Below are 15,492 nucleotides of genomic sequence, written 5' to 3' on the forward strand. Positions count from 1 at the left end.
CGCACATGGGGTCTGAAGGAGAAGCTGTGGTCGACAAAAAGTCAGTAGGTATCTCGGGCATCCCGTTCCGTATGGACGTCGAGCGTGGCAAGATTCGTGAGTTCGCCGCTGCCACGTATTCGAGCAATCGGAACTATGTCGAAGACGAGTTCCCGGTAGTGCCCCCGACTTTCCTCACCACAACCCTCCTCTGGCAGACAGAGGGCTCGGACCCGTGGCAAAAGGTCGAACTCGACGGCAAACGCGGACTCCATGCCGAACAGAAGTACGAGTTCTTCGGTCCTCCTCCCCGCGCAGGTACTCGCCTGAACTGCACTTCGCGGATCGTCGACATCTACACGAAGCAGGGACGGAAGGGCGGCGAGATGACTTTTGCCGTGATGACAACGGATTTCGAAGACGAACAGGGAAATCTCATTGCTCGGGCAACTATGACCGGAGTAGAAACTGCTCGACCGACTGTGGAGGAATCTTGATCAACACAGTGTCAGTCCCGACCCCGTGGGTTGTCGGTCCGGTATCCCGCACCGATTTCGTCAGGTACCAGGGTGCGTCGGGAGACATGAATCCGATTCATCACGACCAGGTTTTCGCCGAGGCGGCGGGGTACCCGAGTCCGTTTTCGGTCGGGATGTTCCAAGCTGGGCTCCTGGCCACCTTCGCCACCGATTGGCTGGGTGCAGAGAACATCCGAGCGATACGAGTTCGGTTCCTCGAACAGGTTTGGCCCGAAGACACTCTGACATGCTCAGCGCTTGTCGAACGAACCTATGCGGACGACGACGGTGACAAGATCGACGTCGAACTCGCCTGCACGCGGCAGACCGGCGGATTGGCGGTCAAGGCGTGGGCAACCTTCGTGCGGACGCCCCTCGTACCGTCGGAGCGGCCGTGAAGGCGCACGTATGTACCCAGCTGGGGTTGCCGAATCAACTGCAGTTCACAGAAATTGACGATCCCACGCCGACACCGAACCAAGTTCTCGTCTCGGTCAAGGCGGCGGGTGTCAATTTTCCCGACGGGTTGATCGTCGCCGGAACGTATCAAACTAAACCCCCACTCCCCTTCATTCCAGGGTCGGAAGTCGCGGGTGTAGTGCACAGTGTCGGCTCGGACGTCCAAGGGGTCACCCCGGGGATGCGAGTCATGGCCTTCTGCGGCATGGGCGGATACGCGGAACTCGTGGCGGTCACCAGTGACAAGGTCTTTGTCATCCCTGATTCCATGAGTTTCTCCGACGCTGCCGGATTCGTGGTTACCTACGGAACGTCTTACCACGCACTCGTCGACCGAGCTGCGATCCAACCAGGAGAGACATTGCTCGTCCTGGGTGCCTCCGGGGGCGTCGGGCTCACCGCAATCGAGATCGGCAAAGCATTGGGTGCACGCGTGGTGGCGGCGGCGTCCTCCGAAGCGAAACTCGAGGTCTGTAAGCAACATGGAGCAGACGAGTTGATCAACTACACAACGGGCAACCTTCGCGAACGAGTCGCACAGGTCGCACCGTCCGGTGTAGACGTGGTGTACGACCCGGTCGGTGGAGATCACGCCGCTACAGCGGTGCGCGCATTATCCACCGCAGGAAGATATTTGACGGTTGGCTACGCTTCGGGGCAGATTCCGAAGATCGGCATGAATCGCCTCCTCGTCGTTGGCGGGGCGCTACATGGAGTTCTCTGGGGCGCATGGGCGAAGCGTAATCCGGAGTGCAACGCGGACAACATGCGAGCGCTCTTCGACATGTACGACGGTGGCGCTCTGTCTCCTCATGTGAACAGCATCCACCCGCTGATCAATGCTCCTACCGCACTCGAGGAAGTCATGAGTCGACGAGCGCTGGGCAAAGTCATCCTCTCAACCAACCCCGAATGACAATTCACGACAAAAGGTGCCGTCAATGGACTTAGCTCCGAGCCCCGCTGCGCGCGAAATCATCGCGCGTCTAGAAGCATTCATGGACGAACACGTCTACCCAGCTGAGTCGGTTTACTCCGAACAACTCGAGGCCGCAGGACCTCGCAGTCACGTCTTACCACCCGTAGTCGAGTCGCTGAAGTTGGAAGCGAGACGCCAGGGCATGTGGAATCTGTTCATGCCGGCGCTCTCAGGACTGTCTCACCTCGACTACGCCCACATCGCCGAGGTGACGGGACGCTCGCCCTACATTGCCCCCGAAGCCCTCAACTGCGCGGCGCCCGATACCGGAAACATGGAGATCCTGCACCTGGTGGGAACCCGCGAGCAGAAGGAGCGATGGCTTCAACCACTGCTCGACGGCACAATGCGTTCGGGCTTCTCCATGACTGAACCCGATGTTGCGTCCTCCGATGCCCGAAACATCATGACGTCGATTGTTCGGGACGGCGACGAATACATCGTGAACGGTCGAAAATGGTGGACGACCGGTGCAGCAGACCCACGGTGCGAAATTCTGGTAGTCATGGGGAAGACGAATGCCGAGGCAGAGCCACACAAGCAGCAATCGATGATCTTGGTGCCCGTCGCCACCGCTGGAGTCGAAATCGTGCGCAGTTTACCGATATTCGGATACCACGACCAACACGGCCACTGTGAAATTCGGTTCGATAACGTTCGAGTACCGGCAACAAATATGCTTGCGTCCGAAGGAGACGGGTTCGCCATCGCACAGGCGCGCCTGGGTCCAGGCAGAATTCACCACGCCATGCGCTGCATCGGCATGGCGGAGCGCGGATTGGACTTGATGGTTCGACGTGCCCAGTCTCGTAACGCTTTTGGCGGGCCGATCTCGGATCAAGGAGTTGTCCGGACCTGGATCGCCGAATCGCGAATGGAAATCGAGCAGGCCCGCCTCCTGGTGCTGAAGACAGCATGGCTCATCGACCAGGTCGGAGCCAAGGGCGCTCAGATCGAGATCGCGGCAGTCAAAGTCATCGGTCCTCGTGTCGCGCGCAACGTCCTGAATCGATCGATCCAGTGCCACGGAGGGGGCGGTGTCACCGACGACTTCCCGATCGCGAGAATGTGGGCGAGTGCCCGGATCCTCGGTATCGCCGACGGACCAGACGAAGTGCATATCAGGAGCGTCGCACGCCACGAGTTGCGCAAGCACCGCTGACGGCGATTGGTGTTCGAGGCCCGCGAAAGCCGTTGTATTGCTGAATCATCAGCCTTCGTCCACTCGAGCGCATGGTTGACCTCGGTCAACCCCTTCGGGCTGCGGCCCGTGAAGAGAAAACCTCAACCAATTGAATAGGAGAGGCAAATGCCTCGCGCGTCAAAATCAAGGGAAGTGTCCTTCGATCACGAAGTGGACTTCCTCGTTGTCGGCAGCGGTGCCGGTGGGTTGACCGCGGCGTTGGCAGCCGCCGCCAATGGTCTGAACACCCTCGTCATCGAAAAAGCAGACGTTTATGGCGGCACCACCGCGCTGTCGGGCGGCAACATCTGGGTGCCCAACAATCCAACTCTCATCCGCGAAGGGCTCTCGGACAGCCGTGACGACGTCCGGGCGTACATGCGAGCTGTCGTTGGTGATGGAGTTCCCGAGGACAACATCGACGCATTCGTCGACGAAGGTCCACGCGTGTTCGAGTTCCTCGAGAAGACCAGCCCGCTCATGCGATTCCAATGGTGTACGGGCTATTCGGACTATCACCCGGAGAAGCCGGGCGGTCGCCCACGTGGACGTACCATCGAACCGCTTCCTTTCGACCTGAAAATGCTCGGCACCGACGAGTCCGGTCTGCGCCCCGGCGCACTTCCGACTCCCGCCGGTCTGTACATCACATCCAAAGAGTTCGTGAAACTGAACATGGTCATGCGTACCTGGGCAGGGCGACGTGCCGCGCTGGCAACCGGGTGGCGTGCAGCGAAGAGTGTTCTGACCAGAAGGCACATGGAGACACTCGGGCAGGCCCTGGTCGGCCGTCTGCGCCTGGCGATCAAACAAGCCGGCGTTCCGCTTTGGCTGAACACTGCGATGGAATCGCTGATCACCGACGACGATGATTGCGTGGTGGGTGTGGTGGCCGAGCGCAACGGCCGCACTGTCAGAATCCGAGCTTCCAAAGGCGTACTGCTCGCCTGCGGCGGTTTCGAACAGAGCGACGAGATGCGTCGGCAATATCTCCCGGAAAACGCCAGCGCCAACTACAGCCTCGGTTCAGTCGACAACACTGGAGACGGCATCCGCGCGGGACAACAAATCGGTGCCTCAGTTGACCTGATGGATGACGCGTGGTGGATGCCCTCGTTCAAGAGACCTGACGGGATCATGCACGGATTGGTCTCCGAACGGTCGGTTCCCCGATCGATCATCGTGAACCAGAACGGAGTTCGGTTCACTAATGAATCCGCTCCCTACGTGACATTCGTCCACAACCAGATTGCCGGGGGTCACGACCCAGCGTGGTTCATCTTCGACGCGAAGGCCAAAAATCGCTATCAGATCGGAGCGATCATGCCGGGGCAGAAGTTCCCGAAATCCTGGTTCGACAACGAACTCCTCTACACCGGCGACACGCTCGACGAGTTGGCCGGCCGCCTCGGACTTCCGAAGAAACAATTAGCTCTCACTGTGCATCGATACAACAGGTTTGCGCACAACGGTGTAGACGAAGACTTCGAGCGTGGAAAAAGTGCGTACGACAACTACTACGGGGACCCGACATTGCCAGTCCCCTCGATGGACATGATCGACGAAGGTCCGTACTACGCGATTCGACTACGAACCGGCGATCTGGGAACGAAAGGCGGGCTCGTCTACAACAAACATGCACAGGTCATGCACAGTTCCGGTGAACCGATTGCAGGTCTCTACGCGACGGGCAACACCTCGTCCGCGGTCATGGGCAACGACTACGCCGGGGCAGGCGCGACCATCGGGCCGGCGATGGTTTTCGGATACATCGCGGCGCGCCACGCAGCTGACCGCCGACAGGACCCGCGATAGATCGGAGTCGTTCCCGTTCCCGTCGGCACGACGTACAACCACGCGGAGGTGGCCTGGACGAACCATCCATGCCACCTCTGGTCGGTGCTCGGTGACTCGCCAACGCGATGGACGCACTGTCACACAGTCTGCAATTCCGCAGGCAGTTCGACCGCGTCGCTACCCGAAGCCGCAAGCAGCTGCGCGTACCGCCCGCCTTGCTTCACCAGTTCGTCGTGGGTGCCCTTTTCCACAACCACGCCCTGGTCGAGGACCGCGATGAGATCCGCATCTCGAACCGTGGAGAGTCGGTGCGCTACAACAAGAGTGGTGCGTCCGACCATCAGCTCGTCGAGCGCGTCCTGCAGCGCACGTTCAGTGCGATTGTCCAAGGCGCTCGTCGCCTCGTCGAGGACCAGGATCGGCGGATTCCGCAGAACTGTGCGCGCGATCGCGATGCGCTGTTTCTCACCACCGGAGAATCGGTAGCCGCGCTCGCCGACCATGGTGTCGTACCCGTCGTCGAGACCGGAGATGAACTCGTGGATTTGCGCGATGCGCGCTGCTTGCTCGATCTCGGCGTCGGTGGCATCGGGTTTCGCGAACCGAAGGTTCTCACGAATCGTCGTATGGAAGAGGTACGTCTCCTGCGACACCACGCCCACCAGATCGGAGACCGTCGCCAGATCGAGGTCCCGCAGATCGATGTCGTCGATTCTCACCGATCCCGCAGTCGGGTCGTACAGACGTGCCGCCAAGTATCCGAGGGTGGTCTTGCCCGAACCTGTGGAGCCGACCAACGCCAAGGTTCCGCCGGCCGGAACCGTGAGGTCGATGTTGTCGAGAGTCTTGCTGTCGGTTCCTGGATACGAGAAGTCGACGTGGTCGAACCGAAGTTCGCCGGACATCTTGGTGCGGTCGAAGCTCTTCGACTCTTCCGGATCCGCAATGTCGATCGGCAGATCCAGGTACTCGAACACGCGACTGAACAGTGCCATCGAACTCTGCACCTCGACGCCCGTGTTGAGCAGCATCATGGTGGGGCGGAACAATTGGGTCTGCAGTGTGGTGAATGCGACGAGGGTGCCGACGGTGATGGTGTTGCCGTGATCGAGAGTGAAACCGGCAAACCAGTAGACCAGTGCGGGCATGGCCGCGAAAGTGATCGACATGGTCGCCATGCGCCACTTGCCGGCCATCATGGCCCGGAGTTCGACGTCCGCGACTTCCGCTGAACGCTCGGTGAATCGATCCGTCAGAGCCGACTTCGCGCCGGTCGTCTTGCCGAGGAGAATGCCACTGACGGAGAGAGATTCCTCCACCTGGACCGACAGATCACTGAGTAGCTTCTGCCGCTTACCCGAGATCTTGCGGCGCTCGTCACCGATCTTGCGTGCGATACGGATGAACACCGGCAAGATCGCCAGCGAAAAGATGGCAAGCCGCCAATCCAGAAGGAACAGAGCAACAATGGTGGCTGCCACGGTCGTTGCATTCTGCGCGATGGACGTTGCCGTGTTGGTGACCACCGACTGCATACCGCCGATGTCGTTGGCAATGCGCGACTGAACTTCTCCGGTTCGGGTTCGAGCGAAGAATCCGAGCGACTGATTCTGCAGATGCGAGTAGACCCGCACACGCAGTTGGTGCATCAGTTTCTGGCCGATGCTGTTGGACATCCAAGTCTGCGCCACGCCGAGACAGCTCGTGATCACGGCAATGGCGATCATGCCGATGGCCAGAACGCTGACGAGTCCGAGGTTCTTGTCCGGGATCGCCTTGTCGAGCATTTCGCGTAGGAGCAGCGGACTGCCCAACGCCACGATCGCGCTGAGTGTGATGACCGCGGTGACGATGGCGATCTGAGTTCGATACGGCGCGAACAGTCCGAGTACGCGCTTTGCCGGTACGGAGTCCGCCGGAGTGATCTCGACAGCGGATCGTTCGATGTTTCGCATGTGATCTGGTTTCACGTTCTACCTCCTGGAGGCTTTCTCACCCTAGTTTCATATTGATGAGGTTACCTCACTATGAGGCTGACACCAACAACGCTAGACTGACGCCATGCATTCCCGAGAGCGCGAACTCACCGACGTAGTGATGTCCGTGGCACGGCTCATCCGCCGACGCCAAGTGGCAGCGCTGGAACCATTCGGTCTCTCGCCGTCGCAAAGCCGAGCGCTGCAAGTACTGACCCGAGTGGGCGAGCCGGTTCGACTCGGGTTTCTTGCCGAGCGATTGCGCATCGTTCCGCGGTCGGCGACCGACGTCGTGGATTCCCTCGAAGAGGCCGGATGGGTGCGCCGCACTCCCGATCCGAACGATCGGCGAGCTGTATTACTCGAGCTCACCGACGCCGGCGCTTCGCTGGCTGCCGACGTCGCGAAAGCTCAACGACGCGAATCCTCGGATGTGTTCGACGACCTCGACGAATCGGAGCGAGCAACTCTCACCGAACTTCTCGAGCGAGTGGACGCGGGGCACGACTCTCGGCCCCGCGACTGCCCGAAACCCTCGATCTGAGTTCTCACGCAGCGACGGTGTCGACTGCGTCCTCGACATTCTCCGCCGACGTCGGCTTGCTCTGACGCTCGATCTTCGAGATGCAACGAGCAAGGTCCGCGCCTACCGCAGTCGCCCGTAGCTCGAGATCGGAACGAGGCACACCCTCTTTGGTCGTGTACTCGTTGGTGCGCAACTCCCCCGCCACCATGACCGGATCACCCTTCATGATGGATGCGCCGACGCCGGTGACCAACCGCCGCCAGCAGCTGACCGTGAGATAGAGGGTCGCTCCGTCCGTCCACTCTCCGGTCACCGCGTCTTTGCGTCGCGTGTTGCTCGCCATCCGAAAGCTCAGCACCTCTTCGCCATTGGTTGTCTGCCGCTTCACCGGATTGGTGATGACGGTTCCGACAACCGTTGCATGCGTTTCGTACATGTCCGATCCCCCTTCGAACTCCAGAACCCGCCAACTGCCGCGGGGCCGATCATTGCGTCGGCAGTTTCGATTGTGGAACGGCAAACGCCTGGCTCGGGATTTCGATTTCCACCTGTGCATCGGCGGGACAGCTGTGGAGAAACAGCACTGCCCGAGCCAAACGGCCCGGGCAGTGTCGGAACTAAGTGCTAGTGGAGGATTCGTCGGATTTCTTCTCGCTGGGTGTCTCGCCCGCAGAGTCCTCGCTTGCAGTCTCCGCGTCAGCAGCCTCACGCGGTTTCCACCCCTCGCGGTCCCGCCTGGCCAATTCTGCGAACATAGCGTTGTGAGCAGCGAGGTCGGCGTCGTGGTCACGCTCGGCCGCACGGTCCGTTCGGCGCGCGGTCCTTCCGTCACTGCGCGACCACTGAACCAGCAGCGCGAGCATGACCACCATGAGTGGGATCTCGCCGGTCGCCCACGCGATGCTGCCGCCCAGCTGCTGATCGCCGATCAGGTCGTTGTTCCAACCGAGTCCGAGCGAGCGGAAGTACGCGCCGCCCATGACGGCGGTGGTGCTCATCAATGCCACGCCGAAAAACGCGTGGAACGGAAGTGAGCCGAAGACCATCGCCAGCTTGGTCACCGGCTGCAATTGGCGTGGTGACGGGTCTATTCCGATCGCCACCCAGTAGAAGAGATAGCCGCTGAGGATGAAGTGCAGGTTCATCAGCAGGTGAGCGCTGTGCGAGTCGACGGTCGCGCCGTAGATTCCGCCGAGATACAGCGCGTAGAAACCGCCGACGAAGAGAACTGCCGCCACGATCGGGTGGGTGATGAATCGTGAGAACGGGCTGTGCAGCGCGGTCAGAATCCACTCGCGAATGCCTGGCACGCCGTCCTTGCCCGCCGGATCGAGCGCCCGCAGAGCCAAAGTGATCGGCGCACCCAGAACCAGCAGGACTGGGCCCAACATCGACAGCGCCATATGTGCGCCCATGTGAACGCTGAAGACTGCCGGCGCGTACTTGCCGACACCGGACGACGTGGCGATCAGGAGCACCGCGCAACCGCTCATCCAGGCGATGGTTCGGCCGACGGGCCAGGAGTCTCCACGCTTGGCCAGCTTGCGCAGGCCGATGCCGTACAGAATCGCCGCAGCAATTGCGGCGGTGCCGAACATGAGGTCGAATCGCCAGTCCGTCACGAACGCCATGAACGACGGCGGGTCCGGAAGGTTGTAACCGAGTTCGACCTCGGGAATCGAGGGAATCGACAGCGGCGGAGGCGGCGGGGTACGACCGAGGCCGATCGCGAGACCGATGGTCGCCGCCATCACGATCGTTTCGGCGCCGGCAAATCGAATCAGGGCAGAGCGACTCTTCGGGTTCTCCGCCAGCGCCGGTAGCGCCCGACTCCGCTGAGCCCAACCGAAGAACCCGAGGATGATCAGTGCAACTGTTTTGGCGACGATCAATCGTCCGTAGGTCGTGGTGAACACGTCGTCGAGAGGCAGACGGACAATCGCATTGATGACGCCGCTGAATCCCATGACGACGAAGCAGATGGATGCGACCGTCGAAAAGCGTCGAGCCGCTACGTCGGTGTAATCGCCGCCGCGCCGCGCGTGTGCCAGTAGCGCGAACAAGCCGCCGGCCCAGAGCGAAGCCGCCACGAGGTGCAGGATCAGGCTGTTGGTAGCGATATCATGCGACCCGCCCGAAGACGAGTGACCGGTGAGAGCGAGCGGCATCAGTCCGAGAAGACCGACCAGCAGCAGGAGCGGAGTCCACCACCAGCGCAGTGTCAGTCGGGCCAGGATCGCCAGAACAACCGCGATGATCGCCGTCCAGCGCCAGGCGCCGGCGATCTCGACCTGATCGAGTCCCGACCAGAGGTTTGCCGGTTTGATCGCTTCGGCGAACGGCTGACCCGACGTGTCGGAGAGCGTCAGGGGCACCATCATGAACGAACAGATCGCCCACACGATCGCGGCGTGCGATGCAGTTCGGACTGCTCGATAGCCATCGACGTCGAGGACGCCCGACTTCTGCGGCGGTACGAAGAACGCGGCCAGCAGCAGTGACCCGATCGCGATGACCGCGGCGATCTCCCCCAGTGCGCGCATCGCGGGGAGGCCGTATGTGGTGATCGGACCTGGATCCGGGATACCCAGAAGAGTCAGTGCCTGCGACGCGGAGAATCCCACCACGATGGCTGCGGTGAGCCCTGCGATTAGTCCACTGACCACGAATATCGCGGTCGACGAAGCGGGTGCACCGCTGTGCTGTGTGGACTCCGGTGGGGAATCTGTCGGCGCGAGGTCGGGTGTAGCCATACCTCAAGGGTAGGACCTTCGCGAACCGACTACGACAACGCGTCGGAGTTGGGCGGCGCGCGTCACATCCCGAACCCTCGAGTATGATGTTCCACGCGCCTCCGTAGCTCAGGGGATAGAGCAAGAGCCTTCTAATCTCTTGGTCGCAGGTTCGAATCCTGCCGGGGGCACTTTTCGTACCGTTTACGCAGGACTCAATACCTTCTAGGCCAGCATGTACGTAGATACGACCAATGCAATAATCCTGCGTTATCCCGCGCAATCCCGACCAAAGTGTTGAGTAAGTGTTGAGCGGTTCGCAGGTGAGCGTGTACGTCTCTCGACGCAAGCTAGGCGCCGAATTCCGACTCATCGTCGACTATCTTGCCGAACAACGGCAGGGGTCAAGGGATGGAATGAGAACCCGAAGCCGTTCATCTGGACCAAGTAAGCCGAGAAGATCCGACCCCCGAGGAAGGGTTAGTCGCGCGAGTCAGTCGTCGACGTTCTCCTCCAACAGCGTGCGGAAACTGGCCGCCAGTCGGACAACTGTGTTCCCGTTGTCATGGTCGACCAAGCACACGCTTCCGTCCGCAGCGATCCAGATCGGATTCCCCGACCCGTCGTCAGCGAACACCACCCCGTCGATGAGGGCACCATATGCGTCACGCGCCTCAATGGTCAGCTCGATGCATGTCTCACGACCGATAAGCTCGGCGTTGTCCCATGCGTGCACTGACACGCCCACGAAGCATCCACCCCAACGTCCCACGAACTCGGTGAAGTCTTTGTCCGGGACGATGTCGAGCGCATGCAATCGCGCGTGAAGCTCGTCTCCCGGAATCGGACGGCCGGGACCGTAGAAGTCCACGGTCCGCTCGATCCGAGCGACCAACCCGTTTCCGAGAGCCATATCGGAAACTTACTACCGGCGCGGGACACTAGCTTCAAACTCGGACGCCGGCGCGTCTGGCGCAAGAGTGTCGCACCCGCATGGGTCGCCGAACAGGAAGCCACTGGAGCCGAAGACTACGACCAACTGAGGCAGATCAAATGTCAGTTACGACCGGTCCGTCTGGTTCTATTCCGGCATGAAAATGCCGTTCGCCGCAGTCGCGGCTATCGGAGCGGCGCTACTCATCAGCGGATGCAGTAGCGAGCCCGCGGGTCCCACCGCCGAGGAAGCGAGGGCAACTCAGTGTGCGGGTTTCGCCGAACTGACGCCCGGATATCTGGAGACTCAAGCGGACCAAAAGATTATTAGCGACAAGGGTTCAAGCTTGGAAGAGCGAACTGACGCATCGATGCGAATCATGAAACGCACGACCGATAACGGTCGCCGTACTCACGCGTACGATTGCGATGCACGATCAGATAAAGAACTTTTCGCGGAATACATCTCGAAATAACGGACGCCCGTCGGATTCATCGTGGCATTCTTGCTGATTGTCTTCATTACGAACTACTGGCAGACATTGCTGTGGATCCTGCTGTGGGTTGTAATCGCGGCGTTCGTTATCCCGATGACGCACGAAGGCTTCAAGTTCATTCGCAAGTACCGCGCCGACATGCGCAAGGTGAAGACCGACTACTACAAAGGCCTCGACGAGCGCACGAATCTGCAGCATCAGCAAGTACTTAGCCGGCCGCGACGAAGGCGTCTACGGGGACTATCCGCCGGCGAAACTTGACTAGGGCGCGTCTCCCTTATCTCGGGTGAGGCTGGCGGCATTCTTGTGCTGCATACGGCACACGCGTGATCAAGCTGCTGCCAACGCCGAATGAGAGTAAGCCCTGAAAAAGAACGAGAACGAGAGAATAGACCTCATGACTGAGCAGACCCTCGCGGCGCGGCTAATGACCCATGCCGATTGGCCGTGGATCCAGCGCTGGTACGAGGATGAGACGCTAGACCGTGAGCTGGGTCCGCTTGACGACGAGTGGCTCGAGTATGTCCTCGCCACCCACTCGGGTGTGCAGCTTGTGGTGCTCGACGGTGTCGATCCGGTCGCGCTCGTCGGCTGCGCTTGGGACCCAAACGGACACGAGCATGGCATCACTGATCTCGCGATCGATCCGCGCCGGCGCAGGAACGGGCTCGGCCGGGCAACGATCGACTGCGTCCGTTCGTGGCCCGAGCACCCGCCGACGACGGGGTGGGTTGCGTTCGTTGACCAGGGGAACGAGCCCGCTTACCGCTTCTTCAGCGAGCTCGGTTGGGCGCATCGAGGGCTCGACGCGGATGGGATGCACCACTTCGCAACCGGCGCAACGAAAGCTTCGACGAGCGGGCGCTGAGGGGAGGTCGTGGCTCGGTTGGGTAGTGGCACGTTCGCGTGACGGCGTTGCAATGGTGCTCGGCGCAGAGGCTTGCGTGCACTTGTTTCCGGAGTACTGCTAATGCGTTCGAAGTCTTGGCCGCGAAAGGAAACGCGCCAGCCTGGCACCGCAGAGAGGACCGCCATAACTGTCGCACCGATGACCGTACCGACCGCAAATGCTGAGAACAGCAGGCCCGCAGTGCCAACCGAGACCCCAAGCTCGGTCGCGATCGCGGGGAGCAACCCGCGAGCGTGGTGACACGAAGAACCATCTCTTGATCGCTCACCTCCGCATGGTTCTCGGGCCATTCGATCTTGTCTGCCATCCGACTCAGTCGGAGTGATCGTTTCGTCAAAATCTGATAGGTGTGCTGAGGAGTTTCCCGCATCACGCCAAAGGCATCTCGCACGAATCCAATCGGCACCTTGGCATGGAAGAGGTCACTCATCGAATTCACGAACACGACACGAGGATTACGCCACTTCCGCGGCTGATCAAGCGCCGAGGGATGGACCGTCACACCGAAACCGGGTTATCCGTCAACTGGTCCCCTCTGCTACTTCGGATACTTCGGACCGAAACCGACCGAAATTCCTGTTATGTCCAGTATTTCTGGTTGGATGTCGAGATGTACGTGAGAATGAGCGCGACTGCGCGGCTCGATAGACAGGGAAGATGACACATGGTCAGCTTTCGGAAATCTAAGAAGTTCGGTCCTGTCCGAGTGACTGCATCCACCAAGGGTTTTGGGATCAGCGCCGGCAGTGGACCTGTGCGGGTTGGTCGCGGCGCCGACGGCAAAGTTCGACGAACCGTGAGGGTTCCCGGTGCAGGTATCTCGGACACGAAGGTGATCGGCGGCAAGCAGTCGACGAAGAAGCCCAGCGGGACGGCCGGACGGGAGTCTCGACCGACCGGTGCTGCCAATAACTCAGATACAGCGGTAGGGATCGCAATCATCGTCGGTGTGATCGTCGCGATCGTTCTACTCATCAATTTCTGGCGACAAATTCTGCTCATCTGCGGAATTGCGCTCGCAGTATGGATTTGCTTTGTCATCGTTCGAAAAATGTGGCGGTCTCGCCAGGATCGTCTAGCGGCCAAGCGAGCCGAGGATGAACGCATGGCTCAGCGAGCGCAGGAACAGCACAAGCAATACCTTCAGGGTGAAGACGCTGGAATCTATGGCCGATTCACACCGGCGGACCCGGACAACCCCAAGCCTCGCATACGTCAACTGCCGCGCTCCCCGAAGGAGTGGCGCGACGAGAAGCGTCACTGATCTGCCCGCGCCGCGCTTTGCCTGTGTAGGGAGGGTCGGGCGAGGAGCGGAATCGCCACCTCGGCCTCGCAAATCACGTACGGCATCGGTCGGTGCGGCCACATCTTCTGCCATCTTCTGCCAGTTTTCGGGATCATTCCTCGTCGCCCACCACGAGTTATGAAACGCTCTGGCTTCTTCGAGTTCGTCGAGCGTCCATCCGTGGAGTCGGCATGTTTCGAGGTCCTACTCGTAGTCGTCCATGCATCCTTGGACGCACACGATGCCCGGGAGGTTCACCCCTCATGGCGAAAGCCCCCGAACTCCAGTGAGGTTCGGGGGCTTCGTGGTCGAGACGCTTACGAGCCGAATGCAGGGAATTGGATGGATCCGAATCCTCCCACGGGAGGAGTTCCCTCTTCGCCTACGACGAAGGGGATTTGAGTTACCCAGTCCGACCGCATACCTTCTGGAGGGTAGTTCATGTAGCAGTAGACACCCAGCACGTATTTGCCGTCTGCAAGATTGATAGTCGTCTCGAACGACTCACCGGGATAGACATAAACGCGATTATTCCCATGTTCATCGTCCCAAACCGGCCAAGTTGGGTCAATGCGGTGCCAATTCTCAGGCACGAACGAAATGGGACCCACTGGATCGTTGTTCAATTCATCCGCAACAGCTTGGGTGTGAACAATTGGTGTGCAATACCCCTGATCCTCGACCTCACCTTTCGTAACCTTGATTTTCACGCCATTCTCGACCGCGGTAGCGGTCGCTTCCGCTGGTCGCGGACCTTCAATGACGTCGGCGCTAGCCAGTCCCGGAAGAACCATCACGCTAGCTGCCGCCACAGCGCCAACAATCGCAGCCTTCGTGGCCAATCCCTTTGCGCGCATAGCTTTCCCTTCGTCTTCTGCCACCTGTAGGCATGGAAGTGGCAGACGCTACCGAGGAAAAACCAGTCTGGGCAGTCATCCAAACAGATGACATTAAACGAAACCTGCAGGTGAACCCACATTTGTTGGCCCGAAAACGACAAAGACGCCCCACCCTCGCGATGAGGATGGGGCGTCACTCGCTTGTTACCCTGCAGGTTCCGCGGGTGTTTCCGGTTGCTTCATGATGGTCAGTTCGGCGTCCGGTGCATCTTTCCAGCGGTACGCCTAACGGCCGTCAGCGAGTTTCACTGTGCCGGGTTGGCGGGTGTCAGGGTCAGGGTCGAAAGCCATATCCCGATTGTCTCACTGGCTCGAAAGGCCGAGACTTTGTCGTGCGGTCTACATCTCTGACAGCATCTCCACGGCTTTGGCGAGCTGGCGCGTGGCGGCGACAAGCTCGGCTTGGGCAGTCTCGTCGGTCAGTTCAGCATCGTTGCAGGATTTCCGGCGTGCAATGCGCTCCTCGTCGATGACACGCTTAATGATTTCGTCGACACGGGGATGCACAGTGCTCACAGTTCCGGCTTTCGGTTGAAGTTTTGAGTAACGCAACTCTATTCCTGGCAATTTCCTGCGGAGTTCCTGCTAGAGGACGTAACAGGCAATCCGCACGACGAAGCCCCCAACCTCGAAAGGTTGGGGACTTCGTCGCGCAAGGTCTAGCTAGTGGGGACGTACATGGTGGTCTTGTCGGTGAGCGCAAGAATCCCGGCGAAACTGGGATGCACGCCGTCGCACGTCATCGCCGAAATAACGGTGCTTGCGCCGGGGGTAGCGGCAAAGACGTCGGAAGCCCGGACGATGCCGGCGGTTCCGTGA

The 15,492-nt window shown here is 60.3% G+C and carries 16 protein-coding genes, 1 tRNA gene and 2 pseudogenes; 11 read left to right on the top strand and 8 right to left on the bottom strand.

All coding sequences use genetic code 11. The annotated features are described in order from the left end of the window. Window positions 1-26: 26 nt before the first annotated feature. The 5 genes from R4P70_RS11265 (at window position 27) to R4P70_RS11285 (ending at window position 4,933) form a co-directional block, all read left to right on the top strand. Entirely contained in the window at window positions 27-476 is a 450-nt protein-coding gene (locus R4P70_RS11265; RefSeq protein ID WP_317830824.1) for a MaoC family dehydratase N-terminal domain-containing protein, read from the top strand. Then, complete coding sequence (locus R4P70_RS11270; RefSeq protein ID WP_317830825.1) at window positions 473-895, top strand: MaoC/PaaZ C-terminal domain-containing protein; 423 nt, start codon at window positions 473-475, stop codon at window positions 893-895. Before R4P70_RS11265 ends, R4P70_RS11270 begins: the two co-directional genes overlap by 4 nt. Next, entirely contained in the window at window positions 892-1,872 is a 981-nt protein-coding gene (locus R4P70_RS11275) for an NADPH:quinone oxidoreductase family protein (RefSeq protein ID WP_039973333.1), read from the top strand. Before R4P70_RS11270 ends, R4P70_RS11275 begins: the two co-directional genes overlap by 4 nt. A 25-nt stretch (window positions 1,873-1,897) precedes the next feature. Continuing rightward, window positions 1,898-3,097, top strand: coding sequence for an acyl-CoA dehydrogenase family protein (locus tag R4P70_RS11280; RefSeq protein WP_030537580.1), 1,200 nt, complete (start codon window positions 1,898-1,900; stop codon window positions 3,095-3,097). Window positions 3,098-3,244: 147 nt separating this feature from the next. Next, window positions 3,245-4,933 (top strand): FAD-dependent oxidoreductase, encoded by a 1,689-nt coding sequence (locus R4P70_RS11285; RefSeq protein ID WP_218748112.1) that lies wholly within the window; start codon window positions 3,245-3,247, stop codon window positions 4,931-4,933. 119 nt (window positions 4,934-5,052) lie between these two features. On the opposite strand, the gene R4P70_RS11290 is transcribed toward R4P70_RS11285, so the two are convergent. Further along, window positions 5,053-6,870, bottom strand: a complete 1,818-nt coding sequence (locus tag R4P70_RS11290) for an ABC transporter ATP-binding protein (protein WP_317830951.1) — start codon at window positions 6,868-6,870, stop codon at window positions 5,053-5,055. Between the two features lie 106 nt (window positions 6,871-6,976). Between R4P70_RS11290 and R4P70_RS11295 the strand changes: the two genes are divergently transcribed. Then, window positions 6,977-7,435, top strand: coding sequence for a MarR family winged helix-turn-helix transcriptional regulator (locus R4P70_RS11295; protein WP_153210821.1), 459 nt, complete (start codon window positions 6,977-6,979; stop codon window positions 7,433-7,435). Between the two features lie 4 nt (window positions 7,436-7,439). Here the strand turns inward: R4P70_RS11295 and ssb are convergent, their stop codons facing one another. Both ssb and R4P70_RS11305 read right to left on the bottom strand, forming a co-directional pair. Then, on the bottom strand, window positions 7,440-7,853 hold the full coding sequence (ssb, locus tag R4P70_RS11300; RefSeq protein WP_007733347.1) for a single-stranded DNA-binding protein: 414 nt from the start codon (window positions 7,851-7,853) through the stop codon (window positions 7,440-7,442). A gap of 181 nt (window positions 7,854-8,034) precedes the next feature. Beyond that, window positions 8,035-10,170: a cytochrome c oxidase assembly protein gene (locus R4P70_RS11305; protein ID WP_020970010.1), complete on the bottom strand. Its 2,136-nt coding sequence runs from the start codon at window positions 10,168-10,170 to the stop codon at window positions 8,035-8,037. Window positions 10,171-10,267: 97 nt separating this feature from the next. On the opposite strand from R4P70_RS11305, the gene R4P70_RS11310 reads away from it, so the two are divergent. Further along, a tRNA-Arg gene (locus tag R4P70_RS11310) sits at window positions 10,268-10,340 on the top strand. Window positions 10,341-10,642: 302 nt separating this feature from the next. Here R4P70_RS11310 and R4P70_RS11315 read toward each other — a convergent pair. After that, window positions 10,643-11,062 (bottom strand): SMI1/KNR4 family protein, encoded by a 420-nt coding sequence (locus tag R4P70_RS11315; RefSeq protein WP_182262262.1) that lies wholly within the window; start codon window positions 11,060-11,062, stop codon window positions 10,643-10,645. 517 nt (window positions 11,063-11,579) lie between these two features. On the opposite strand from R4P70_RS11315, the gene R4P70_RS11320 reads away from it, so the two are divergent. Together R4P70_RS11320 and R4P70_RS11325 are read left to right on the top strand one after the other, a co-directional pair. Further along, on the top strand, window positions 11,580-11,840 hold the full coding sequence (locus tag R4P70_RS11320; RefSeq protein WP_182262263.1) for a hypothetical protein: 261 nt from the start codon (window positions 11,580-11,582) through the stop codon (window positions 11,838-11,840). A 136-nt stretch (window positions 11,841-11,976) separates the two neighbouring features. Continuing rightward, window positions 11,977-12,447, top strand: coding sequence for a GNAT family N-acetyltransferase (locus tag R4P70_RS11325; protein ID WP_317830826.1), 471 nt, complete (start codon window positions 11,977-11,979; stop codon window positions 12,445-12,447). A gap of 152 nt (window positions 12,448-12,599) precedes the next feature. Here R4P70_RS11325 and R4P70_RS32700 read toward each other — a convergent pair. Together R4P70_RS32700 and R4P70_RS11330 are read right to left on the bottom strand one after the other, a co-directional pair. After that, window positions 12,600-12,779: pseudogene (locus tag R4P70_RS32700) on the bottom strand (hypothetical protein); the annotation flags it as partial. Then, a pseudogene (locus R4P70_RS11330) lies at window positions 12,767-13,003 on the bottom strand (DUF5131 family protein); the annotation flags it as partial. The pseudogenes R4P70_RS11330 and R4P70_RS32700, both read right to left, overlap by 13 nt. Before the next feature lie 150 nt (window positions 13,004-13,153). Here R4P70_RS11330 and R4P70_RS11335 point away from each other — a divergent pair. After that, window positions 13,154-13,753 carry a DUF4236 domain-containing protein gene (locus R4P70_RS11335; RefSeq protein WP_317830827.1) on the top strand — a complete coding sequence of 200 codons (600 nt, stop codon included), beginning with the start codon at window positions 13,154-13,156 and terminating at the stop codon, window positions 13,751-13,753. A 338-nt stretch (window positions 13,754-14,091) separates the two neighbouring features. Here the strand turns inward: R4P70_RS11335 and R4P70_RS11340 are convergent, their stop codons facing one another. Both R4P70_RS11340 and R4P70_RS11345 read right to left on the bottom strand, forming a co-directional pair. After that, entirely contained in the window at window positions 14,092-14,655 is a 564-nt protein-coding gene (locus R4P70_RS11340; protein ID WP_317830828.1) for a hypothetical protein, read from the bottom strand. Window positions 14,656-15,012: 357 nt separating this feature from the next. After that, on the bottom strand, window positions 15,013-15,180 hold the full coding sequence (locus tag R4P70_RS11345; RefSeq protein ID WP_317559833.1) for a hypothetical protein: 168 nt from the start codon (window positions 15,178-15,180) through the stop codon (window positions 15,013-15,015). Between the two features lie 186 nt (window positions 15,181-15,366). Here R4P70_RS11345 and R4P70_RS11350 point away from each other — a divergent pair, with 186 nt between their 5' ends. Continuing rightward, entirely contained in the window at window positions 15,367-15,492 is a 126-nt protein-coding gene (locus R4P70_RS11350) for a hypothetical protein (RefSeq protein WP_317559832.1), read from the top strand.

The organism is Rhodococcus sp. IEGM 1241 (genome assembly GCF_033142365.1).
Taxonomy (GTDB): Bacteria; Actinomycetota; Actinomycetes; order Mycobacteriales; family Mycobacteriaceae; genus Rhodococcus_F; species Rhodococcus_F erythropolis.